We start from the raw sequence: 24,331 nt of genomic DNA, 5'->3' as shown, positions 1-24,331 counted from the left end.
CGCACGGATCCACGCGCTGACTGCGCCGATTGCATACCCGGAATTCGCGCCCCAGTCTCGGTCATCGACGTAACGCGCCAGATCACGATCATGCGACTCGGCGAGCGCGTGCGGATCGCCGGTGCGCTGCTGCTGCGCAGCGGGCGCCACGCAGACGCAATGCCACCCGCGGCCTTCACGGAATAGGCGATCTCACTGCTCGAACAGGGCCGCGCATCGGTGGATCCCAAGCGCCGCGCGCATTTGCGCGGCGCTGAACTGGAGCGATATGGTGCTGCTGTCGCCCGACGGACTGCTGCTGGTCGGCGCGACGGCCCACCCGCGAGTGTTCGTCGATTGCGCGCACAGCCCTGTCGCCTCGCTCTGTTACAGTGATAGCAGACCTGGTGTCGGGGGAATCGCCGGCTTTGCCGGTTGCGTCGCTGGCGGCGCCCTCGCCTGGGCGCCTCGCCGGCTAGCACCATCGACGGCCGGCTCGTGCGCCCGTGCGTCGGCGCCTGGCCCCTTCGTTGCTCATTGAAGGCCTCGCATGACTGATCCTGTTCTATCCGCCGCCGGGCACAGCGTGCGCGCTGCATCGTTAATCGATGCGCGTGAGCGCGCGGTGCCGCTGTACGACGTGGCTTCACTGCGCCTAATCGAGGCGCAGGCTACCCGTTCTCTGCCCACCCACACGTTGATGGCGCGTGCTGGCCATGCAGCCGCGTCCGTGCTGCTCTACGACGAAGTGCCGGTGCGCGCCGCGTGGATTGCAGTGGGGCCCGGCAACAACGGCGGCGATGCATTGGTCACCGCGTGCGAGTTGCATCGCGCCGGCGTGCGCGTGCAGGTATGCATGCCGTGCGAGGTGGTCCCGGACGACGCGCGCTGGGCGTTGCAACGCGCGCGCGAAGCTGGTGTGCCGATCAGTACGACGATTCCGGATACGCTGCAGGGGTTTGATTGGGCGCTCGACGGGTTGTTCGGCATCGGCCTGGGCCGGCCGTTAGAGGGCGATTTCGCGCGCATCGCCGCGTTGCTGTCCGAGCATGCGCGCCAACGTGTGCGCGTGCTAGCGCTCGATGTGCCGAGCGGGTTGGACAGCGATACCGGCAACGTGGCCCATGGCGGCACTGCGGTGCGCGCCACCGACACCTTAACGTTCATTGGCGCCAAACCAGGGTTGTACACCGCACACGGGCCAGATCTGGCGGGACGCGTGCGTATTGCACCACTGGAGTTGACCGCCGCGCTCACGATACCAGCAGGCATGCCGCCGTCAGGCGTATCGATGCTCAACGCACCGGCGCTGTTCGCGTCGCGGCTGCCCGAGCGCGCGTTGGCGTCGCACAAGGGCACGTTCGGCACGCTGGCCGTGATCGGCGGCGCAACAGGCATGTGCGGCGCCCCCATCCTGGCCGCGCGGGCTGCCCTGTATTGTGGTGCCGGCAAGATCCATGTCGGCTTGCTGGGTGATGGCGTACCGTCCTATGATCCCGTCCATCCGGAACTGATGCTCAGCCCCATCCACACGCTGGCTTTGGATGCGGCGAGCGCACTGGCCGTCGGGCCAGGGATGGGGCGGGACGAACGCGCGGCGCGCGTGCTCGCCGACGTCCTGTCATTGAACGTGCCGATCGTCGTGGACGCCGACGCACTGAATCTGCTCGCCCACGACGCTAGCCTGGCGGCCCGGCTCGCACAGCGGCAGGCGGCGGCGATCATCACACCGCATCCGCTGGAGGCAGCGCGACTGCTCAATGTGGAGGCAGCGAGCGTGCAGCGTGACCGGTTCGGCGCGGCTCGGCGCTTGGCCGAGCGGCTGAACGCGGTGGTGGTCCTGAAGGGAAACGGCACCGTAATTGCCGACGCGTGGAGTCCGGGCCGTCGGCCGCTGGCGATCAACCCGACCGGCAATGCTGCGCTGGCGACCGGGGGCACCGGTGACGTGCTGTGCGGGATGATCAGCGCATTTGCCGCGCAACGCATGCCGCCGTACGAAGCCGCACTCACGGCGGTTTACTTGCACGGCGCGGCGGCCGAATCACTGTGCGCGGACGGCGATGGGCCGGCCGGGTGCACCGCTAGCGAGCTTGCACCGCGGGTACGACGGCTGCTCAATACCCGCTTCTACACACATTGAACGCGGCCGAACGGACGACTCCAAGATGTCGTCGTGCATCGTTATACTTGGTGCCAACGCGTCAGATCCACAAGCGCCCGCGCCGGCACGCGCCACCATGCGCACCGGCGGCGGCTTTCCTTTCGTCACAGAGACAAGCAACGTCTATGAGCCTGAATTCGCTTCCCGCCTGGTCCGCCCTTGCCGCCCACTATGAATCGATTCGCGATGCTCATATGCGCGACTGGTTCGCCCCCGCGAACGATCCGGCGCCCACGCGGGCGGAGCGCTTTACCGTCAGCGGCGGCGGGCTGACGCTGGATTTCTCGAAGAACCGCGTGACCGACGAGACGATCGCGTTGCTCGTCCAGCTCGCTCGCGAAACGGGTGTGCAGGCGCGACGCGACGCGATGTTCGCCGGCGAGATCGTGAACCCGACCGAGCGCCGCGCCGCATTGCACACGGCTTTGCGGACCTCGGACGCGAATGCGCCGTACGCCGCGCAGATCAAGGCAGAGCGCACGAAAATGGCGGCTTTTGCTGAGCGGGTGCGCAACGGCCAATGGGTGGGCCACACCGGCAAGCCGATTCGACACGTCGTCAATATCGGCATCGGAGGCTCGGATCTGGGTCCGAAGATGGTTGCGCACGCATTGCATCACCTCGCAACACCGAAAATCCGCACACATTACGTGTCCAATGTCGACGGTGTTGACCTGCAGCGCGTGCTGGAACAGATCGATCCCGAACAGACATTGGCGATTGTCGTATCGAAGACATTCACAACGTTGGAGACGATGACCAACGCGCGCTCACTGCGCGACTGGTTCCTGCGTAGCGGCTGTGCACCGGACCAGTTGGCTCGGCATTTTATCGGCGTGTCGGCGAACCCGCAGGAAGTGGTGCGTTTTGGCATTGCACCCGACAACGTGTTCGAGATGTGGGACTGGGTCGGCGGACGTTATTCGCTGTGGTCGGCAGTCGGATTGTCAGTGATGATCGCGATCGGCCCCGAACACTTCGATCGATTGCTCGCGGGCGCTCATCTAATGGATGAGCATTTTCGCCACGCGCCATTGGAGCGCAACCTGCCGGTGTTGCTCGGGCTGCTCGGCGTCTGGTACCGCAATTTCTTCGGCTCACAAAGCTACGTTGTCGCGCCCTATTCGGAGGCGCTGCACTTCCTGCCGGCGTACCTGCAGCAATTGGAGATGGAGAGCAACGGCAAGTCCGTGACGCTGGATGGGCATTTCGTCGATTACCCGACTTCGGCGGTGACCTGGGGCGAACCTGGCACGAACGGCCAGCACGCGTTCTTCCAAATGTTGCACCAAGGGCCAACGATCGTGCCCATCGACTTCATTGTATCGCTCACGCCCGAGCATCCCCTGCCCGGTCATCACGAAAAACTGCTGGCGAATTGTTTTGCGCAAGGCGAAGCGCTGATGCTGGGGCGCACGCAGTCGGAGGCGGAACGCATCGCCGGGCCTGATCAGACAGCACTCGTGCCGCACATCGTTTTCCCGGGCAATCGGCCGACAAACACAATCTTGCTCGACGAGTTGAATCCGCAATCGCTCGGGGCCCTGATCGCGCTGTACGAGCACAAGACACTCGTGCAGGCCACCGTGTGGAACATTAACCCGTTCGACCAATGGGGCGTTGAACTGGGCAAGATGCTCGGCAAGGTCGTCGAGGCGGACCTGGTCTCCGCGTCGTCGGTCGATCCGCGCAAGCACGACTCGTCCACCAGCGCGTTGATTGCCCGCGCACGTGCGAAGCTCCGATCCTGAAAAAGCGTCATCGTATGCCGGTGCGCTGGTGCGGCATCCAGGCTTTTCGACCCAAAGTCTTATTAATCAGCGTCGCTGCTGGGCGATCCGACTATCATTAACACACCCCACAGCTTCGTTTAGGGACCAATCGCGTCGGCTGGTCCCCGCGATGCAGGCGGGCGTTGCATACCATCAACGCAATGGACTTAAAAGGAGCGGGCTGATAGACCACTGGCGTATTTCAGGCAAGTTACTTTGGAGCACTGAAATGGCGGCTAACGTTGCCACGGAACCGGCCCAGCCACGGTCAGCGAAACTGGTTGCACCCGCTGCCACCGGCATAGCCAGCAGCCCGTTCGCGAAACTGGCAAATCGTCACGTGCCGTCCATTGGATTGTCCGGCGCAGGCGGGAAGCGTCAAGCCATCGCGACCGTGATCAACGATGTCAAGCCTCGTGTGCCGCCGTTACGCCGAAATGGCCTGTCGGCAACCGATAGGGCTGAGTGAAGGCGCGGACGCGTGTTCGACGCCGATTTCAACGCGCATCAACACGCTGGAAACGACGCTCTTCCCAACCTGGATACCCTCCAGAAACATCCCCTACCCTATCGTTTCACTCTCCGTCAACGAGTAGGTTCGGCCGGGGCATGCTTGACGTGCAGCTTGCCACTGTTATGACGCGCCTGCCAGAGGTCATAGGCGGCCTGTCCGGCCAGCCACACATCGGCGCGGCCGCCGCGCTCGACGCCGAGCCATGCCTCGATACGCAGCGCCATTTCGGGCGAGATCGCAGCGTGCTCGTTGAGCACACGCGAGAGCGCGGAACGCGTGACGCCGAGCTGCTGCGCAGCCTGTGTGACCGTCAGGCCAAGCGCCGGCAGCACGTCCTCGCGCAGCGTGTCGCCGGGGTATGGCGGATTGAACATACGGCTCATGAAAACAACTCCTAATGATAGTCCTGGTAATCAACCAGCACGGCATTGGCACCTTCGAAGCGAAACGTCATCCGCCAGTTGCCATTGACCCATACCGAAAAATGTCCTTCAAGGTCACCATGCAGCGGATGCAACTTTCAGCCCGGCACGTTCATGTCGTCAGGTCCGGCTGCATCGTCGAGCTGGCGTAGCTGACGGGCGAGCCGTGCAGCGTGGTGCGGCTGGATGCCGGCTTTGCTGCCTTTCTCAAAGAAGTCGCGCAACCCTTTGTGCAAAAACGATTTGTTGGACGCCTCGAAGGCCCGCGTGCCGCACTCAGCTCGCAATTTGCGGCGGTGCGAGTGCGAGCCTCGCACCGCGATTACTGGCGTGCTACCCCGCGCAACAGTAAGTCTAGACGAGCCACCCTGCTTCGAGTGCCAAGATTGCGTCACAGCGCTGCGCAAGCTCCGTATCGTGTGTCACGAGCACCAGCGTTGCGCCGCTTGCGCGATTCAGCTCGAACAGCAGGTCGATTACCGCACGCCCGTTGGCCGCGTCGAGGCTGCCGGTAGGCTCATCGGCGAACAGGATGTCCGGTTCGATCACGAACGCGCGCCAGCGCGACGCGCTGCTGCTCCCCGCCCGACAGGTGCTTCGGATAATGGTGGACCCGCGCCGCAAGGCCAACATGCTCGAATAGCGAATGCGCGCGCCGCGCCACATCACGAGGTTGCGCGGCGCCGGTCAACTCCAGCGGCAACATCATGTTCTCCGACGCGCTCAGGTGCGGCATCAACTGGAACGACTGGAACACAAATCCGGCATGCCCTCTGCGCAGTGCGGTACACGCGTCTCATCAAGCTGACTGTCAGCCAGTGCGGGCATGCGGATTGCGATAGCACCGCGGGACGGTGACTTCATGCCGGCTGGGAAGCATGGCTCATCGATCGGACGGGATGACTGCTCAGCCGTTCAATCCGATGCCACCGTCCTCGAATGGTCCGACGCTGAGCGCTTTTATAAGGAGTAAACATGAAACACTTGCCGATTCTCGCCGTGTCGGTCGCCGTTGCCGCTTGCGCGGCTCAACCGCCGGCGGGCGTGCAACCGGTTGGCAAGAGTGCCCGCTCGCCTCAACAAGTCGCGCAATGCGTGTCGCAGAAATGGGCCGATCAGTCGCAGCAGCCCGTTACGCTACAGAACAGGCTCGCGGACGATCAGGCGTTCGACGTGCTGCTGCCGGGGGAACGTCCTGGAGGCGCCGCGGTGGTCATCCAACCCGACCCGTCCGGCAAGGGGTCGTGGGTCGGCATCCGCGGCATCGGTTATCCGGGCGCAACGGCTGACGTGAACGGCTGCCTGTAGCGGCGCGCCATGCAGCAGCAGCCGCTGGTGCAGCGGTCGCTGCTGCGCGGCGTCACTGATTCGCCGCGACCGGCGTGCCGCACAGCTTCACCCGCGAGCGGGCGCGCAGCGCATCGACATAGCTGGTCCATTCGGCGTCGCCGAGCACTTGGCCGATTTGCAGCTGCGCGCCGCTTAAGCGTTGCGGGTCGATGCTGGACGGCATATTCACCGTGTTCACGCGGTAAATCGCGTAGCCGGCATCACCCAGATCAACGCCGACGTAAGCGGGCAGCTTTTGCGGATCGACTTTAAATATCGCGGCAACCGCTTGCGGCGGTACTCCTTGGGTATCGGCCCGCGTCACTTTGGTGACTGCCGAGAATCCGGCCGTGGATGCCGATTTCCGAACTTCGGCCAGTTTCGCTTCACCTTGCTCGCGAGCCTTGTCTGCCGACAGCTGCGCGACCACCTTTTGCCGCACCTGCGCAGCGACCGTGTCGTACGGCTGAACGGAGGCTGGCTGGTAGTCCACCACGCGCGCCGATACGAGCGTATTGTTGCCGACGTCGATCGCCGGTGTGTTGTGCTTGGCCTTGACGGAGTCGTCAGCGAACACGGCGGCGAGCAGCTTTGGATTGTTTAGCGGGCTAGTCGGTGGCAATGCAGGATTGCCTTCCCGCGTTAATGTCGCGGTCTGGATCGTCAGCTTGAATTTGTCCGCAGCCGGCTTCAGGCTGTTAGCTTGCTCGTAGACGATGTTCGTGAACGCATCGGCTTGTTCCGCATAGGCCTTGGTGGCCTGTTCGGTCTTCAACTCGGCCGCAATTGTCGCGTTGACTTCGCCAAACGGCTTGATCTGTTCCGGCTTAATGTCCGTCACCTTGATGATGTGATAGCCAAAATCGCTTTGCACGATGCCGCTGACCTGATCCTTTTTCAGCTTGAAGGCGGCGTCGGAGAACGGTTTGACCATCATGCCCGGCCCAAAAAAGCCGAGGTCGCCGCCCTTGTCCTTGGAACCGGGGTCGTCCGAATTCTGTTGCGCCAGCTTGGCAAACTGCTCCGGATGCGCGGTAACCTGAGCGAGAATCGACTCGGCCTTCTGCCGCGCCTTGTCACGCTCCCCCTTGCTTGCACTGGCGGCGACTGCGATCAGGATGTGGCTGGCGCGCACTTCGCCGGGCGTCTTGAACTTTGTCGCGTTGTCGTCGTAGTACTTCTTCAGGTCCGCCTCGCTCGGCTGCGCGCGCTGCGCAAGCGCATCGGCCGACAGCGTCAAATACTCAACGGTCGCGCGCTCTGGCGTCGCGAACGCATCGTGGTGCGCATCGTAGTATTGCTTGAGCTGGACGTCGCTCGGTTGCACCTTGCCTGCATAGTCGGTCGCATGCAGTGCCAGGCCTTGCACCTCACGGCTCTGTTCCGACAGGCTGGCCAGCTGCTGCGCGAGGGCCTTGGGCGCGAACGCGCTTGCTTGGATGCCGTCCGGCAACTGGCGGCTCGCCAATTGGTAGCGTACACGCTCGTCGAACGATTCCGGCGTCATGCCCTGCATCGCCAGCAATTGCTTGTACTGGTCTACGTCATATGTGCCGTCGGGCTTGCGCAACGAGGCAATCGCCGGGATGCTCTGCTCCGCGCGCAGCACTGCTTGGTCAGACGCGCTCAGATGCAGATCCTCGGTCGCTTTGGCCAGCACGCGCTGCTGCACCAGACTGTCGAGGATCGCACGGCGTATTTCCGGTGTATCGATTGCCTTGGCATCGAAGCTTGCGCCCAGTACCTGGCGCGCGCGATCGAGCTGCTCGCGCATGGCGCCCTCGTATTCGGCCCGGGTAATCTTGCGGCCGGCGACGCTCGCGACGTCCGCGCTGTCGTCAAAGAAGTTACGAAAGCCCTGAACGCCGACGAAGCCGAGCCCTGGCACAATGAGGATCACCAGCAGGAACATCATCAGGCGCTTGTGGTTACGAAAGAAGTCGAGCATGAGATCGGTTGAGTACGTTACGCAGCCGGCAAGGCCGACAATCAATAAACGCTCGATATTACCTTACCGCGGCGAGCGGGCAAATCGCGTGGGCGGCAAAGCACCTGACTCCGTCCGTTGAAATGGGCGCGGCAGTACGGCACAACCCACGCGGGGCAATGCTCGATGACAGTGACAGTGTGAAGCTTGAGAGGAACTACGTGAGCCGTCACGCATTGCACCAGATTCCGCTACCGTGCCGGCAGATACAACACTAGCAGCAACAGATACGAAAACAAAAACCCGCAGAACCATAGCCATGCGGGTTTCAGGACGACAGCAGACTTCCTCGGACTGAGTTGGACGGCTTTGCGAAACGGAATGGTGGGTGCTGAGGGGTTCGAACCCCCGACCTACGCCTTGTAAGGGCGCCGCTCTACCAACTGAGCTAAGCACCCGTTCGACGTCGCGTCCAACAAAGTACGCTAGTTTAACGCATCTTTCAGCGCTTTACCAGCGTTTAAGGGGGGCTACGGATACGGCGATTCCTTGTATCCTGTTCTGCACGACGCTCTCATCCATCTTGCGCTTACGTCGCCGCAGGACGGCATTACGTTATTCGGGCGGACGCCAGGTACTTGTGAAGCAGCTGCAACGCTTGCACGGCCCTTATCGTCGGGTCATCTGCGCGAACGCGGACTACCCGCCGTATGAGGTGCCGATAGAGAACGCGAATGATCAGTGGAAGTTCGCTGTCATTGGGCGCGTGGCGTGGTTCGGGCGGCAGGTGTAGGGGCCACGTCAGGCCTGTAATGGACCGCTGGAAGCCGGCGGAAACACCTTCCCCTGAACAGCAGCGGATGTGCCGTGTCCGCCGCATGAGCGTACGTTAACGCAGTTGCACCAAGCGCGCACTTATCTATTACAGTTAATCAGGATAGGACGACACGGACAGCACCTGATCCATCGACCACGGGCAGGCGTCAGGGAACACATCCAAGCCGGTCTCCTCAACGGCCTTGGAAACCGCATCAGCCCACGTCCGAGTAATCCAGTTGTGATTGGACAAAGTTTAAGGCTAGGAGTGCGGCGTCCAATGCCCGCCGTTGCTCCTTGATTGTGCGTTGCCAGCTTGAACCCCGTCGGCCCGACTGATACTGCCACTTGAGCAGGTGAGCCAGGCCTTCGGTCGCTGGCGTCCACCGTTGTCACTGACCCTCGTTGCCTTGCTCGCTCCAAAAGTGCGGCACAGATAAGTGACTTGCAACAACGTCAGGAAGCTTTCTGGCAGCGAGCAATGGATGATGTGCTGTGTCGATCAAGTTTCTTATCTCTCAGCCTGCCATAGGGCCTTTAATGAGTCCAAGCACGCATGCGGCGGCGCAGAAAGCTCGCGGACTAGCGAAGCAGAATTGGAGCCCATGTCCGCTAGACTCTTGCGAGGAAGAAAAAATCACGGTCAATTGCATCTTTCAGCGCTTTCCCTGGCCGAAATTTGGGCATTTTGGTCGCCTTGATGTTGATAACGGCACCGGTGCGAGGATTGCGTCCCGTGCGAGCGGTGTGCTTGCCCACTGCAAACGCGTCGAAGCCAGCGAGTGTAACGCTGCCGCCCTTCTTTAGAGCGTGTTATGCACTTTGCAGGATAGGTGCGGCATGAACGAGCATGAGCATGGCAAAGACGACGAAATGCAGGCCGACGAGCGTTTCGGGCAAACGCTCGTCGTCGCGAGCGAGCCTTCGAAAGCGATTGAGCCATTCGAAACTGCGCTCGACGACCCATCGGCGCGGTAGCAAGATAAAGCCCTTCTTTGCCTGCAATTCGATGCCTTCATCCTGCGCGGCTTGCGCAGGCTCTTCTCCTATATAACCTTGGTCGGCAAAGGTAAGCTTCACGCTCTGCCCGCTCACAAGTTGCCCCTCTTGTGCTAACACCGGAACCTGCGCGCGCTTGCTCATTGACCGGCGTGACATGAATCGCCAGCCAATGCCCGAGCGTATCGACGGCCATATGCACGTTGCTTGCCCGTTTGCGCTTGTAACCATCGTAGCCTGCGCGTGGGCCACGCTCGCAGCTCGACTGCAACATACGCCCGTCCAGGACCACCGCACTGGGCTGACCTTGGCGACCCTGCGCAACACGCAGCACCGAACGCAAATCCTGAACTATCGCTTCGAAGCAGCCCGTTCGCAGCCAGCGTTGAGTTTGCTGATACACCGCTTCCCATGGCGGAAAGTTCGTCGGCAGCATACGCCACGCAGCGCCCGCACGAGCTAGCCAACGCAGCGCGTTGAACAACTCGCGCAATTCATACCGTCTTTGCGGTGCATCTGGCCCCATCAACGTTAAATACGCAGCAGCGAAGCGCCATTCTTCGTCCGTCACGTCGTTAGGATAGGCTCTACGTTTCTCCATCTCGATTCCACTCTGAGACTTGCTGAAAGTGCATAACACGCTCTAGGATGGAACCAATAATGGCCGTTGACTCTGGCTTAAGCATTTCTCCGTGGCGACAGTGAACATTATGAACCTCTATCTCCCCGAGCACATACGGTTTCCACGCATCAGGCGTGACGAGCGTTTCACCTCCCGCCTCTGCTACCGTGGCTCGAAACAATAGCGCATCCCCACCGTACCGCGATGGAGAATAATCTCTTACGATACGCCCATTATTCTTTCCAATTTTCTCGGTGTTTTCCAATAAATGCTTATCCATCGCCGAAACTAATTCGTTGCCATAGTGGGCGGCAAACACCTCTCTCACCATCGCCTGGTCAAATTGATTTCCTTGCTCTTCGAAAGCTTTTCCCGCAAAAGGGGTACTATCCAGTAACGCCAGCAACGCTACTTCTTCGCCTTGGTGTTCAAGTCGAACAGCCATGCTATGCGCCACATTGCCGCCGAAGCTCCATCCTAATAAGCAGTAAGGCCCTTTGGGTTGAACACGGCGCATTTGTTCAAGATAGTCTGACACCATCTCATCAAGGGTCGATGCAAGCGGGCTTGTTCCATCTAACCCACGAGCCTGCAAGCCATAAAGGGGCTGATCCGGGGGAAGGTAACTGGACAGACCCATATAGCTCCAGCTCAAACCAAATCCGGGATGAATGCAGAAAAGAGCAGGACGGCTGCCTGTGGGCTTAAGAGGAAGTAGAACGGAAAACGAGTCTCCTTGCATCCCGTCATGCTTAACTAAATGGCGTGCTAAGCCTGCGAGGGTGGATGCCTCAAACAGCGTGCGAATGGCAAGATCAACTCCTAACGCTGTGCGTACGCGATTGATCAGGCGCATGGCCAGCAGCGAGTGGCCCCCGAGTGCAAAGAAGCTGTCGTGCCGGCCCACACGTTCGACACCCAATAGCTCGGCCCAGATCACCGCGAGCGTCATCTCCAGCTCGCCTTGCGGCGCTTCATACGCTTGATGCGCCAGCGCGTCAGCGTCCGGTGCGGGCAGCGCACGCCGATCCAGCTTGCCGTTGGGCGTCAAGGGCCACGCATCGAGCCGCACAAACGCACTGGGTACCATATACTCAGGCAGGCTCGCCGCCACCTGTGCACGCAGCGTGCTCGCAAGGTGCTCATCCGCTTCGGCCTGCACATACGCCACCAGTCGCTTAGCCGAGCCCTCGCCTGTTGCCAGCACCACCGCATCACGCACCTGCGGGTGCGCCGTTAAGCACGCTTCGATCTCACCCGGTTCAATCCGAAAGCCGCGGATCTTCACTTGCTCATCGTTGCGCCCCACAAACTCCAGATTGCCGTCCGGTAAATAACGCGCTAAATCCCCAGTCTTATACAGCCGTGCACCCGCTTCATCGGAGAACGGATCCGGCACAAAGCGCTCGGCCGTCAGCTCTGGGCGGTTCAGGTAGCCCCGTGCGACACCGGCGCCACCAAGATACAGCTCGCCAACCGCACCTAGTGGCACCGGCTGGCTCTGCGCATCGAGCAGATAAACGCGCGTGTTCGCAATCGGCCGGCCAATCGGGGCTTCACCGCTGAAGTCACGTGCACCACGCCATACGGTGGCGCAAACGGTTGCTTCTGTCGGGCCATACGCATTGAAGACGGCGTAGTATTGGCTTAAATGCTGTACTAATGCCGCATCAGGAGCTTCACCCGCGAGAATCAGCGTCAAGGGCGTACTTAAGATAGGCAGTGCCTTGCCCTGTTGAAGCATCGCGGGTGGCAACGTCACGTGCGTGATCGCGTGGCTTGCCAAATAAGTCCAAAGCTCGCGCTGATCCCAACGGGCTGTATTGGGCGGCAAATACAATGTCGCACCGCTGCCAGACGCCATCAGAATCTCGGAGATACTCGCATCGAAACTGAGTGAGGCAAACTGCAATACGCGGCTGGTCGCGCGCACATCGAAGCGGGCAATCTGCGCGTGCACAAGGTTCATCACGCCGCGATGTTCAACCATTACGCCCTTCGGAGCGCCGGTGGAGCCGGAGGTGTAGAGCACATACGCAAGATGACGGGACGTCAGCTCCGGCACCAAAGGATTCGTGTCTGCCTGTTCCGCCAATGAGTTCGGGTCAAGCACCGTGCGGGACGCGAGCGCTGCGTCACCCAGAGCGGCCCGGCCCGCCGCATCAGCTAGCACGATTTCTGGTACCACATCGTATAGGATATGCGCGAGCCGCTCGCTCGGATAGGCTGGATCTAGTGGCACATACGCGCCGCCCGCTTTTAGGACCGCCAGCAGCCCCACCACCATTGCGGGACTCCGTGCCACACAGATCGCCACCCTCGCATCGGGCCTCACACCTAACTCAATGAGTTGGTGCGCCAGGCGGTTAGCCCGTGCATTAAGCTGCGTATAACTTAGCATCTGGCCTTCATAGACCAGCGCCGTCGCCTCTGGCGTACGCTTTACCTGTACTTCAAACAGTTGGTGAACGCACTGGTGAGCTGGGTACGCTTGCTGTGTCGCGTTCCATGTCCGAAGCAATTGTTCGCGCTCGGTGTTAGGCAGCCACTTTAACTGCTGAGCGGGCTGATTGGGCATGCAATCCAGTGCCTCGGCCAAGCTCTCGAGTACCTGCTGCATGTAACCGCAAACTCGATCAGGATTGCCAGGTTGTACGATCTGCACGGTCAGTCCGAGCGCGGTACCGTAATCTTCCACCGACAATATCAGTGGATAGTTGCTTCGCTCTTGTGCCCTCAAAAATTGGACGCCAGCCAATATTTCGCTGCTATCTGTCGAGAGAGTATTGTGACGGTAATTTAACAACGCACTAAAGAGTGGCGAGCCGGCGGGCACGCCACTACAACGCAGCGCGCGCACCAGTGGCGTATGTTCATGTTCGAGCAATGCCGCCAGTTGAGCGTGCGTGGCATATACACTCGACTCCACGCTACCATCCAGGTCCACGCGCAGCGGTAGGACATTCAAGAATAACCCCAGCGCCCGATCTGCGCCGTCGCCCGCTTGCATGCGCCCGAACAGCACGGTGCCAAATACCACGCGTTGTTGGCCGCTCGCGCGGGCGAGCACCTGTGCCCACGCCAGATGGCACAGACTCGCTAAACTCACGCCTAGGCGCCGCGCATGCGCACGCAGCCGATCGTTCAAAGCCGACGGCAGCATCCGGTGTGACTCGCTCACTTCACTGCCGTCGCCCTGTACCTGCGCGAGCCCAAACGGCAGGGTCGGCTCCACGTCCGCGAGCAGCTCGGTAAAAAAGCGCGTATACTCGGCTTCACTCACGCCTAGCCTGGCTTGCGCGACTAGATGGCGGAACGGCCACGCCGGCGGCAGCGTGTCGCCTTGCCCCCCGATAAACGCCTGCACCTCCGCGTGCATCACTTCCAGCGTCGAGTGATCGCTAATCAAATGGTGCAGCCGCTGCGTGAGCAGCCAGCGACCCTCGGTATCTTGCGCGATTGCACAGTGCAGCAGCGGCGCTTGCGTCAGATCCAAGCGCGTGTGACGCGGATTAAAGCGCCGCGCCAATTGTTCTTCGATCGGCCCATCAGCGGCGTCCAACGTCAGCTCAGTGACCGGCAACCGCGCGTGGCGCCATACCACTTGCGCGGGCGTGGACACACCTTCCCACACGAACGCGGTGCGCAGCATATCGTGGCGATCGATCACCTGCTGCAGCGCGTGCAGATACTGGTCAAGCCGCTCGCGCGTGTCAAAGGCCAGCTGCTCGATCAGCAGATACGGATCGCCGTCGCGCGCGAGTAAATGGTGAAACAGCAGCCCGTCTTGCAGTGGCGACAGCGCATAAATGTCTTGGATATTGGCTACGCCACCGGGCACCTGCTCGACAATCTGGTCTATGTCCGCTTGCGTCAGCTCAATGAGCGGCAGCATCGACGGCGTAATCGCCGTCGTGTCGGGCGTAATTGCGTTCGCAGGCACCGCCACGTCACGGTGCTGGCCCAACGTCTGCGCCAATGCGCTGAGAGTCGGCGTGTCGAATAGCGCGCGCACGGATAACCCGACTCCCCGACGCCGCAGGCGCTCAATGAGTTGCACCGCCAGCAGCGAGTGGCCCCCGAGCACAAAGAAGCTGTCGTGCCGACCCACACGCTCTACCCCGAGTAGCTCCGTCCAAATCGCCGCGAGCGTGGTCTCCAATTCGCCTTGTGGCGCTTCATACGCTTGATGCGCGAGCGCCTCGTCATCCGGTGCCGGCAGCGCACGCCGATCAAGCTTGCCGTTGGGCGTCAAGGGGAATGCGTCGAGCCGTACAAATGCATTGGGCACCATATACTCGGGCAGGCTCGCCGCCACCTGCGCGCGCAGTGTGCTCGCCAGTTGCTCATCCGCTTCAGCCTGCACATACGCCACCAGCCGCTTAGCCGAGCCCTCACCGGTTGCCAGCACCACCGCATCACGCACCTGTGGGTGCGCCGTTAAGCATGCTTCGATCTCCCCTGGTTCAATGCGAAAGCCGCGGATCTTGACTTGCTCATCATTGCGCCCCAAAAACTCCAGATTGCCGTCCGGTAAATACCGCGCCACATCCCCGGTCTTATACAGCCGTGCACCCGCTTCATCGGAGAACGGATCCGGCACAAAGCGCTCGGCGGTCAACGCCGGGCGGTTCAGATAGCCACGTGCCACCCCGGCGCCACCAATATACAACTCGCCGACCGTACCCAGTGGCACCGGCTGACCATGCGCGTCCAACAGATAAACGCGCGTGTTCGCAATCGGCCGGCCAATCGAGACCGCGCCGCTGAACTCACGTGTACCACGCCATGCTGTGGCACAAACGGTCGTCTCCGTGGGACCGTAGGCATTCAAGACCGTGCCTTGGTCGACCAAGTCTCGAACCAGCGTTACACTGGGCGCTTCACCTGCCAGAATCAGCGTCAAAGACGGACCGAGGCTGGGCAAATCTGCGCCATGTTGAAGCAGGGCAGGCGGTAAAGTCGCGTGCGTAATCGCATGGCTTGCCAAATAGTCCCACAGAGCCTGCCGATCCTGCCGAGCTATCTCGGGTGACAGATACAATGCTGCACCGCTGCCAAAGGCCATCAAGATTTCAAATGCACTCGCATCAAAGCTGAACGACGCAAACTGCACAATGCGGCTGGTTGGCTGCACTCCAAAACAGGCGATCTGCGCCAGAGCAAGGTTCACCACGCTCCGATGCTCGACCATCACGCCCTTCGGGGTACCGGTGGAGCCCGACGTATAGATCACATACGCCAGATGCCGGGCCGTTAGGCCCGCCACCGACGGATTCGTATCCGGCAACGCCGGCAGGATGGTGGGATCGAGCACCGTACATTCGGCCAGCGCCGCGTCGCCCAACGCAGCGCGCCCGGCCGCATCGGCGAGCACAATCGCCGGTGCTGCATCGGCGAGGATGTGCGCCAAGCGCTCACTCGGATAGCTCGGGTCTAGCGGCACATACGCACCCCCGGCTTTCAAAATCGCTAGCAGCCCCACGACCAGCGCGGCACTGCGCTCAACGCAGATCGCTATCCGCGCATCGGGCTTGACACCCAGCTCGATCAACTGATGCGCGAGGCGATTGGCTTGTGCGTTCAGCTGCGCATAGCTCAACGTTTGGTCTTCAAACACCAGCGCCGTCGCCTCGGGCGTGCGCTCGACCTGCGCTTCGAATAGCTGGTGCACGCACCAGTGCGCCGGATACGCCTGCTGCGTCGCATTCCATGTCTGCAGCAGCAACTGACGCTCATCCGGTGACAGCAACTCAAACGTTGACACCGGTTGCCGCGTATGGGTGGCCATCGCCTGCAACATCGTCTGCAGATACCCAACGTGCCGCTCAATCGTGGATCGGTCGAACAACGCCGTCGCATACCCTAAGCTGCCGATGATCTCCTCGTCTGCCTCAGATAAGTTCAGTTCGAGATCAAACCTCACTGCGTCATACTCCAGCTCAGCCGGCATGGCCGTGAGCCCAGGTAGGCGCCACTCGCCTGGCTCATTGTTCTGCCACGCCAACATCACCTGGAACAACGGCGTATGATCGAGCCGACGCGGCGGCTGCACGATCTCGACGACTTGCTCGAATGGCAAATCCTGGTGTGCTTGCGCGTCCAGCGTCGTGCGCCGCACGCGCTCGAGCAGTTGTGCCGTCGTCGGCTCGCCCTCCAAATTCACACGCAACGCCAGCGTATTGACAAAAAAACCAATCAACGGCTCGATCTGGCGATGGTTACGATTAGCGCTGGGCGTGCCGATGACCACATCACATTGACCCGACAGGCGCGCGAGTACCGCACTCCATGCGGCAAGCACCGTCATAAATAGCGTCGTGCCATGCTCCGCGCTTAAGCGCTTGAGCGCTTGCGTCGTGGCCGCCTCAATGTGCACTGGCACCTGCGCACCGGCAAACAACTGTTGTGCCGGGCGCGGCCGGTCGGTCGGGAGTGTTAGCAGCACAGGTGCGTCGGCCAGCGTCGCGCGCCAGTAGTCGCTTTGCGCCTGCAGCCGCTCGCCCGTGAGCCACTGTCGTTGCCACGCCGCATAGTCCGGATACTGAACCGCCAGCGGCGGCAGCGGATCGGCTTGCGCCCCAACGCTCGCCGCATACAGCGCGTTTAACTCGCGCGTGAGCACCCCGACCGACCAGCCATCCGACACAATATGGTGCTGGGTGAGCAGCACCACATGTTCGTCGTCGGCCAATTGAATGCCGCACGCGTGAATCAACGGGCCGCGCGCCAGATCGAACGGCGCGTGCGCGGCTTCGTGACGCAAGCGGGCCAGTTTCGCCGGCGCGTTTGGTACGCTGCGCAGGTCATGCCAGCGCAGCGGCACGCCCGTGTCTGCCGGCAGCAGCCGCACCTGCGGCTGACCGTCAACGCTCACAAACGTTGAGCGCAGCGCTTCATGACGGGCAAACAGCGCATCTAATGCCTGTTGCCATGCGGCCCGATCAAGCGGCCCGCGCACATGCAGCGCCAGCGGAATATGATATGTGTCACTAACCCCATCGAGCTGCGCGAGGAACCACAGCCGCTGCTGCGCGAACGACAGCGGCAAACCGCCTTCACGCGACACCGGCATGATCTCGGGCAGCGCATCGGTGCCTTGCTGCAAGTGGGCTTCGAGCGCCGCGGCAAACGCGGCCAACGTGGGCGTCGCGAACAACGTCGCCAGCGGCACGTCAGCGCCCAGCGCTCTGACCCGGTTCATCAACCGCACCGCGAGTAGCGAGTGGCCCCCGAGCGCAAAGAAACTGTCGTGCCGCCCCACGCGTTCGACACCCAATAGTTCGGCCCAGATCGCCGCGAGCGTCGTCTCGAGTTCGCCTTGTGGCGCTTCATACGCTTGATGCGCGAGCGCCGCATCATCCGGTGCGGGCAACGCTCGGCGATCCAGCTTGCCGTTCGGTGTCAGCGGAAACGCATCGAGCCGCACAAAAGCATTGGGCACCATATACTCGGGCAGGCTCGCCGCCACCTGCGCGCGCAGTGTGCTCGCGAGTTGCTTGTCCGCTTCGGCTTGCACATAGGCAATGAGCCGCTTATCCGCGCCCTCACCGGTTGCCAGCACCACCGCATCACGCACCTGCGGGTGTGCCGTTAAGCACGCTTCGGTCTCACCCGGTTCAATCCGAAAGCCGCGAATCTTCACTTGCTCATCGTTGCGCCCCACAAACTCCAGATTACCGTTCGGTAAATAACGCGCTACATCGCCAGTTTTGTACATGCGGGCGTTTTCAACGTCGCAAAACGGGTCTGTGACGAAGCGCTCGGCGGTCAACTCCGGGCGGTTTAGATAACCGCGTGCTACCCCTACGCCACCAATATATAACTCACCGACTGCACCCAGTGGTACCGGCTGACCGTGTGCATCCAGTAGATAAATTCGCGTGTTGTCTAATGGCCGGCCAATCGGAACCACTTCGCCATTGAAATCTTGTGAGCCACGCCAAACAGTGGAGCAGATAGTCGTTTCGGTTGGGCCGTATGCATTGAAAACCACCGCGCCTTGACGGACCAAATTTCGAAGTAGCGTCGTACTGGGAGCTTCACCGCCTAAAATTAGCGTCAGAGGGGTGTTTAAATGAGGTAAATCGTCGCCTGCCTGCAGCAGTGCGGGGGGAATGTCCGCGTATGTGATCGCGTGCTTTTCCAAATAACGCCACAGTTCAGTGCGATCATGGCGCGCTGTATCGGGCGGTAAATATAAGCTTGCCCCACGATTTAATGCGATGAATGTCTCGGAAACATTGACATCAAAACCGAGCGAAGCAAACTGCAAGATCCGGCTGAAGGGGCCAATATCGAAATAACCGATCACAGCTTGAACAAGGTTCACGACACTTCGATGCTCCACCATTACGCCCTTGGGTGTGCCAGTCGAGCCGGACGTATAGATCACATACGCCAGATGCCGGGCCGTCAGGTCCACCACCGACGGATTCGTGTCCGGCAACGCTGGCAGGGTGGCCGGATCGAGCACCGTGCACTCGGCCAGCGCCGCCTCGTCCAACGCAGCGCGCCCGGCTGCATCGGCGAGCACAATGCTCGGGGCCGCATCGGCCAGAATATGCGCCAAGCGCTCACTCGGATAGTTTGGATCGAGCGGCACATACGCACCGCCGGCCTTTAAAATCGCCAACAGCCCCACGACCATCGCCGGCGAGCGCTCAACACAGAGCGCCACTCGAGCATCCGGCTTGACGCCCAATTCAATGAGCCGATGCGCGAGGCGATTGGCCCGGGCGTTCAGTTGCGCATAGCTAAACGTCTGATCTTCAAACACCAACGCCGACGCTTCGGGGGTGCGCTCAACCTGCGCTTCGAATAGCTGATGCACGCACCAGTGTGCCGGATAGTCCTGCTGCGTCGCATTCCATGTATCAAGCAGCAGCTCGCGCTCCGCCTTGGGCAGCACCTGCAACTGCTGCACTGCGGTGTCAGGTGTCGCCTTGAGCGCGTCGGCCAAGCTTTGCAGCGCCTGCTGCATATACGCACACAGTCGGGCAGGTTCCTGTGGCTCAACGATTTGTGCCGTCAGCCCCAACGACTGCCCATCGTCCTCCACCGACAGCCCGATCGGATAATTGTCACGCTCTTCGGTGTACAGCAGCTCCACACCGGGGAGGATGCCACGCTCGCTTGAACCCGGCGCGTTGTGCCGATAATTTAGCAGCGCGCTAAACAGTGGCGTGCCGGCTGGCACACCACTGCAGTGCTGTGCCAGTGCCAGCGACGCATGCTCATGCTCAAGCAACGCAGCGAGCCGCGCATGCGTGGCGCGCACCGCCGCCTCCACACTATCGGCCAAGTCCACCCGCAGCGGCAGTGTATTGATAAACAAGCCCATCGCACTGTCGGCACCGTCTCCCGCTTGCATCCGCCCAAACAGCACGGTGCCAAACACCACGCGTGGTTGGCCACTGGCGCGCGCGAGCACCTGCGCCCACGCCAGATGGCACAGGCTCGCCAGACTCACGCCCAGCCGCTTAGCCTGCTTCCGTAGTCGGTCGTTTAGCGCTTGCGGCAACATCCGGTGCGTTTCGGCAACCTGTGCGCCGTCTCGATGCACGTCCGTTAGGCCAAACGGAAACGTCGGCTCGTCGATGTCCGCGAGCTGCTCAGTAAAGAAACGCTCATGCTCAGCCTGACTGACACCCAGGCGTGCCTGCGCGACCAGCTGGCGGAACGGCTGCGCCGGCGGCAGGGTGTCGCCTCGACCCTCGATGAACGCCTGCACCTCCGCGTGCATCACTTTCAGCGTTGAATGATCGCCAATCAAATGGTGCAGCCGCTGCGTGAGCAACCAGCAACCTTCACTATCCTGGGCGATCGCACCGTGCAGCAGCGGCGCTTGCGTCAGATCCAAGCGTGTGTGACGCGGATCAAAGCGCCGCGCCAATTGCTCGGCGATCGGCCCGTCCGCGGCGTCCAACGTCAGCTCGGTGACCGGCAGCCGTGCGTGGCGCCATACCACTTGCGAGGGCATGGACAGCCCTTCCCAGACAAACGCGGTACGCAAAATATCGTGCCGATCGATTACCTGCTGCAGCGCGTGCAGATACTGGTCAAGCCGCTCGCGCGTGTCAAACGCCAGCTGCACGATCAACAAATACGGATCACCCTCGGTGGCCAACAGATGGTGAAACAGCAGCCCGTCTTGCAGTGGCGACAGTGCATAAATGTCCTGGATATTGGCCACACCACCGGGCACCTGCTCGACAATCTTATCAATGTCCGCTTGCGTCAGCTCAATGAGTGGCAGCATCGACGGCGTAATCGCCGTGGTGTCGGGCGTGATCGCGTTCGCAGGCACCACCACGTCACGGCGCTGACCCAACGTCTGCGCCAGCGCGCTAAGCACCGGCGTGTCGAACAGCGCGCGCACGGATAACCCAACTCCCTGACGCCGCAGGCGCTCAATCAACCGCACCGCCAGCAGCGAGTGGCCCCCGAGCGCAAAGAAACTGTCGTGCCGCCCCACGCGTTCGACACCCAATAGTTCGGCCCAGATCGCCGCGAGCGTCGTCTCGAGCTCGCCTTGTGGCGCTTCATACGCTTGATGCGCGAGCGCCGCATCATCCGGTGCGGGCAACGCTCGGCGATCCAGCTTGCCGTTCGGTGTCAGCGGAAACGCATCGAGCCGCACAAATGCACTGGGCACCATATATTCGGGCAATGCTGCCGCCACCTGCGCGCGCAGCGTGCTCGCTAGCGCGTCATCCGGATCAGCCACCACATACGCGACCAGACGTTTATCCGAGCCCTCACCGGTTGCCAGCACCACCGCGTCGCGCACCTGCGGATGCACCGTTAAGCACGCTGCAATCTCGCCCGGCTCAATGCGAAAGCCGCGGATCTTCACTTGCTCATCGTTGCGCCCCACAAACTCCAGATTGCCGTCCGGTAAATAACGCGCTAAATCCCCGGTCTTATACAGCCGTGCACCCGCGTCATTGGAGAACGGATCCGGCACAAAACGCTCGGCGGTCAACTCCGGGCGATTCAAATAACCGCGCGCGACCCCCGCACCACCAATATACAACTCACCGACTGCACCCAGTGGCGCCGGCTGGCCGTGCGCATCGAGCAGATAAACGCGCGTGTTCGCAATCGGCCGGCCAATCGGTAAACGTTCAGATCGATCGCCAAGCTCAGTGACCTCATAAGTCGTTGAAAAAGTCGTATTCTCGGTCGGCCCGTAGCAGTGGATCAAATGCTTCGGCCCGTCATGCTTTAGCAGCTGCGCGAAGCGCTCAGGGTTCTCTTGTTCTCCACCACAGAGCAAATATTTCAATCGCGCCAAAGCCGGGGCCATCAAAGGAACCAGCTGATTGAATAACACCGTTGTCAGAAAAAGTGTGGTCACCCTGTATCGTGTCAGTGTCTCCTCTAGACGTTGGGGATTCAGCACCGCATCCCGATCGAATAGGACGACAGTGGCGCCATTTAACAGCGGTGCCCACACTTCAAACGTGCTCGCGTCGAAGGCCGGGTTCGCTGCGAACGCCACATGATCATCGGTGCGGATGTCAACATAGCCATTGTTGATAACCAGCCGCGCAATCGCACGATGCGGCACCATTACCCCCTTAGGTATACCGGTCGAGCCCGACGTATAAATCACATACGCCAGATGCTGGGCGGTGAGCTCGGCTACCGATGGATTGGTGTCCGGCAATGCTGGCGAGGTGGCCGGATCGAGCACCGTGCAGGACGCGAGCGCCGCCTCACCCAATGCAGCGCGCCCAGCTGCATCGGCGAGCACAATGCGAGGTGCCGCATCGGCGAGGATGTGCGCCAAGCGCTCGCCCGGGTAGCTCGGATCGAGCGGCACATACGCACCGCCGGCTTTCAAAATCGCCAACAGCCCCACGACCAGCGCGGCACTACGCTGCATGCAGATCGCCACGCGCGTGTCCGGCTTGACGCCTAACTCGATCAGCTGGTGCGCGAGGCGATTGGCCTGTGCGTTCAGCTGCGCATAGCTCAACGTTTGATCTTCATACACCAGTGCCACTGCCTCGGGCGTGCGCTCGACCTGCGCTTCGAATAACTGGTGGATGCATAAGTACGACGGGTAGTCCCGCTGCGTCGCATTCCACTCGACCAGCAGCCGATACCGCTCGTCGGCGTCGAGCAGATCGATCTCGCTAATCGGTTGCATGGCATCGGCAGCGAGCACTTGCATGAACCGGATAAACCGGCGCTGATGCGTGTCGAGCATCTCCGCGGTGTAGCAAGCAGGATTGGCATCAAAGTCGATCCGTAATTGACGGCTATTGGGTGTCCAATAAACACCGATCATCAGATCCTCAACCGGACCCGCGAGCAGATTATGGCTCGTCGATGAATGCCCGCCAAACGACAGCGCGTAGTCAAACGGCATCACGTTGACCTTGATGCCCAATAGTGACTGCCCCGGCGCCAGACCAAGTTGACGCTGCAGCGCTTCGCTCGGGTAGCGTTGATATTGCAGTGCGCTTTGGATTTCTTTCGCCGCCTGCCGCATCAACGACACTAAGTTGATCTCCGGCTCGAATCTGAACCGCAATGGAACCGTATTGGCGACCATGCCAGGAATGTGCCAGTCTGCCCCCAAGCGGGCAGTCACTGGAAAACCGAACACCACGTCCTGCGCGCCGGTCATGCGATGCAGATACGCGGCCAGTGCAGCGCTCAAGAACTGCGCCAGCCGACCCGCATCCAACACATAGTCGTCTACCCATTGGGTGGCCAGGTCAGCCGTCTGACGCAGTCGTTGCTGTAAAGCCGGGGCTGCGCGACTTGCTAGCGTCGCAGGCTCAGGCCAATGGGCGCAGTGCTTGAACCAATACGCTTCGTCCTTCTCCCGCTGCGCGGAGGTCTGATACTGTGCATCGCTTTCTAACAGCGTCAGCACCGAGCCCAACGTACAGGACGCGGGCTCATTCCCAGCACACAGCGCGCTATACACATGTGCAACGCGTTGCGCGATCAGGTACTGGCCATATCCATCCATCATGATATGGTGATAGCGCTGATACCAAAACCACTGCTCGGGCGCGACTTTCAACAATGCATACTGAAAAAGCGACCCCTGCAGTAGATCCACCGACTGTTCATAATCGGTGCGCATCCACGCCTGGGCTGCTGCCTGAGGATCAGCTTCTGACGTGAGGTCCAGCACCGGCATTGACCATGCGGGTGCACCGATCCTCTGCCGCAGCCCGTCATTGCTATCGACAAATTGCAAGCGCAGGGTGTCGGCCTCATCGATGACTTGGCGCAATGCCGCTTCAAAGACGGTCGCATCAATCAAGCCATCGATCACCGTGTACTGCGCAATGTTGTAAACAGGGCTGTCTGGATGTAGTTGCTGCGCGAGCCAAACTTCGGTTTGCGCACTGGATAACGGCTGGGTAACGGGCGTGATGCAAGCATCCATAAAAAAGCTCCGATTCAGGCGACTAAGCAGCCTGTTAATTAATAGGTGTACCAATTAATATAACGACGCAATCGGAATCTATTGTTGTTCTTCGGGAACCGCTCCGGCTTTTATCACACGTCGCGTGCAATTTTTAACCACTCACTGCGGCAGTCAGGGTCATTCATCGGCACGCGTCAGCGCACCGCACAGGCACCGGGTTCAGGACTGGAGGACTTCTTCATTTACTCCTCCAGACATAACTTTTATTGAGCCATACGGCAACGCACCCGTCCGCTGACCCATCAGTTCGACGTTAAGTGCTTCAGAATCCGCAAGCACTATGCCCAGCTATCAAGAGCCGCCAGAAAGGTTCAGGTAATCGCAA

At 61.0% G+C, this 24,331-nt stretch carries 8 protein-coding genes, 1 tRNA gene and 4 pseudogenes; 3 read left to right on the top strand and 10 right to left on the bottom strand.

Annotation, left to right across the window (positions count from 1 at the left end):
* Nucleotides 1–529 precede the first annotated feature (529 nt).
* Both RA167_RS05675 and pgi read left to right on the top strand, forming a co-directional pair.
* Nucleotides 530–2,122: an NAD(P)H-hydrate dehydratase gene (locus tag RA167_RS05675; protein ID WP_076787042.1), complete on the top strand. Its 1,593-nt coding sequence runs from the start codon at nt 530–532 to the stop codon at nt 2,120–2,122.
* 146 nt (nt 2,123–2,268) lie between these two features.
* A complete protein-coding gene (gene pgi, locus RA167_RS05670; protein ID WP_076787040.1) occupies nt 2,269–3,894 on the top strand; it encodes a glucose-6-phosphate isomerase in 1,626 nt (541 codons plus the stop codon).
* Between the two features lie 606 nt (nt 3,895–4,500).
* On the opposite strand, the gene RA167_RS05665 is transcribed toward pgi, so the two are convergent.
* The 3 genes and pseudogenes from RA167_RS05665 to RA167_RS05655 all read right to left on the bottom strand — a co-directional run.
* The gene (locus tag RA167_RS05665) at nt 4,501–4,812 is read right to left on the bottom strand and encodes a HigA family addiction module antitoxin (RefSeq protein WP_076787036.1); all 312 of its coding nucleotides are present in this window, start codon (nt 4,810–4,812) and stop codon (nt 4,501–4,503) included.
* A gap of 11 nt (nt 4,813–4,823) precedes the next feature.
* Nucleotides 4,824–5,075 (bottom strand): annotated as a pseudogene (locus tag RA167_RS05660) (type II toxin-antitoxin system RelE/ParE family toxin).
* Between the two features lie 130 nt (nt 5,076–5,205).
* Nucleotides 5,206–5,647 (bottom strand): annotated as a pseudogene (locus RA167_RS05655) (ABC transporter ATP-binding protein); the annotation flags it as partial.
* Nucleotides 5,648–5,826: 179 nt separating this feature from the next.
* On the opposite strand from RA167_RS05655, the gene RA167_RS05650 reads away from it, so the two are divergent.
* Nucleotides 5,827–6,159: a hypothetical protein gene (locus RA167_RS05650; RefSeq protein ID WP_076787034.1), complete on the top strand. Its 333-nt coding sequence runs from the start codon at nt 5,827–5,829 to the stop codon at nt 6,157–6,159.
* 52 nt (nt 6,160–6,211) lie between these two features.
* Here RA167_RS05650 and RA167_RS05645 read toward each other — a convergent pair whose 3' ends face one another.
* The 7 genes and pseudogenes from RA167_RS05645 to RA167_RS05615 form a co-directional block, all read right to left on the bottom strand.
* Entirely contained in the window at nt 6,212–8,128 is a 1,917-nt protein-coding gene (locus RA167_RS05645; protein WP_076787866.1) for a SurA N-terminal domain-containing protein, read from the bottom strand.
* A 361-nt stretch (nt 8,129–8,489) separates the two neighbouring features.
* Nucleotides 8,490–8,565 (bottom strand) — tRNA-Val (locus tag RA167_RS05640).
* Nucleotides 8,566–9,035: 470 nt separating this feature from the next.
* On the bottom strand, nt 9,036–9,176 hold the full coding sequence (locus RA167_RS05635; RefSeq protein ID WP_237573824.1) for a DUF29 family protein: 141 nt from the start codon (nt 9,174–9,176) through the stop codon (nt 9,036–9,038).
* Nucleotides 9,139–9,279, bottom strand: a complete 141-nt coding sequence (locus tag RA167_RS05630; protein ID WP_286133131.1) for a DUF29 family protein — start codon at nt 9,277–9,279, stop codon at nt 9,139–9,141. Before RA167_RS05630 ends, RA167_RS05635 begins: the two co-directional genes overlap by 38 nt.
* Nucleotides 9,280–9,535: 256 nt before the next feature.
* Nucleotides 9,536–9,730: pseudogene (locus tag RA167_RS05625) on the bottom strand (HU family DNA-binding protein); the annotation flags it as partial.
* Between the two features lie 6 nt (nt 9,731–9,736).
* A pseudogene (locus RA167_RS05620) lies at nt 9,737–10,523 on the bottom strand (IS5 family transposase).
* The gene (locus RA167_RS05615; protein ID WP_083706062.1) at nt 10,510–23,964 is read right to left on the bottom strand and encodes a non-ribosomal peptide synthetase; all 13,455 of its coding nucleotides are present in this window, start codon (nt 23,962–23,964) and stop codon (nt 10,510–10,512) included. Before RA167_RS05615 ends, RA167_RS05620 begins: the two are co-directional and overlap by 14 nt.
* Nucleotides 23,965–24,331: the final 367 nt, after the last annotated feature.

Origin of the sequence: Mycetohabitans endofungorum, assembly GCF_037477895.1 — a bacterium.
Lineage (GTDB): Bacteria > Pseudomonadota > Gammaproteobacteria > Burkholderiales > Burkholderiaceae > Mycetohabitans.
This window is presented reverse-complemented; position numbering and strand designations above follow the sequence as displayed.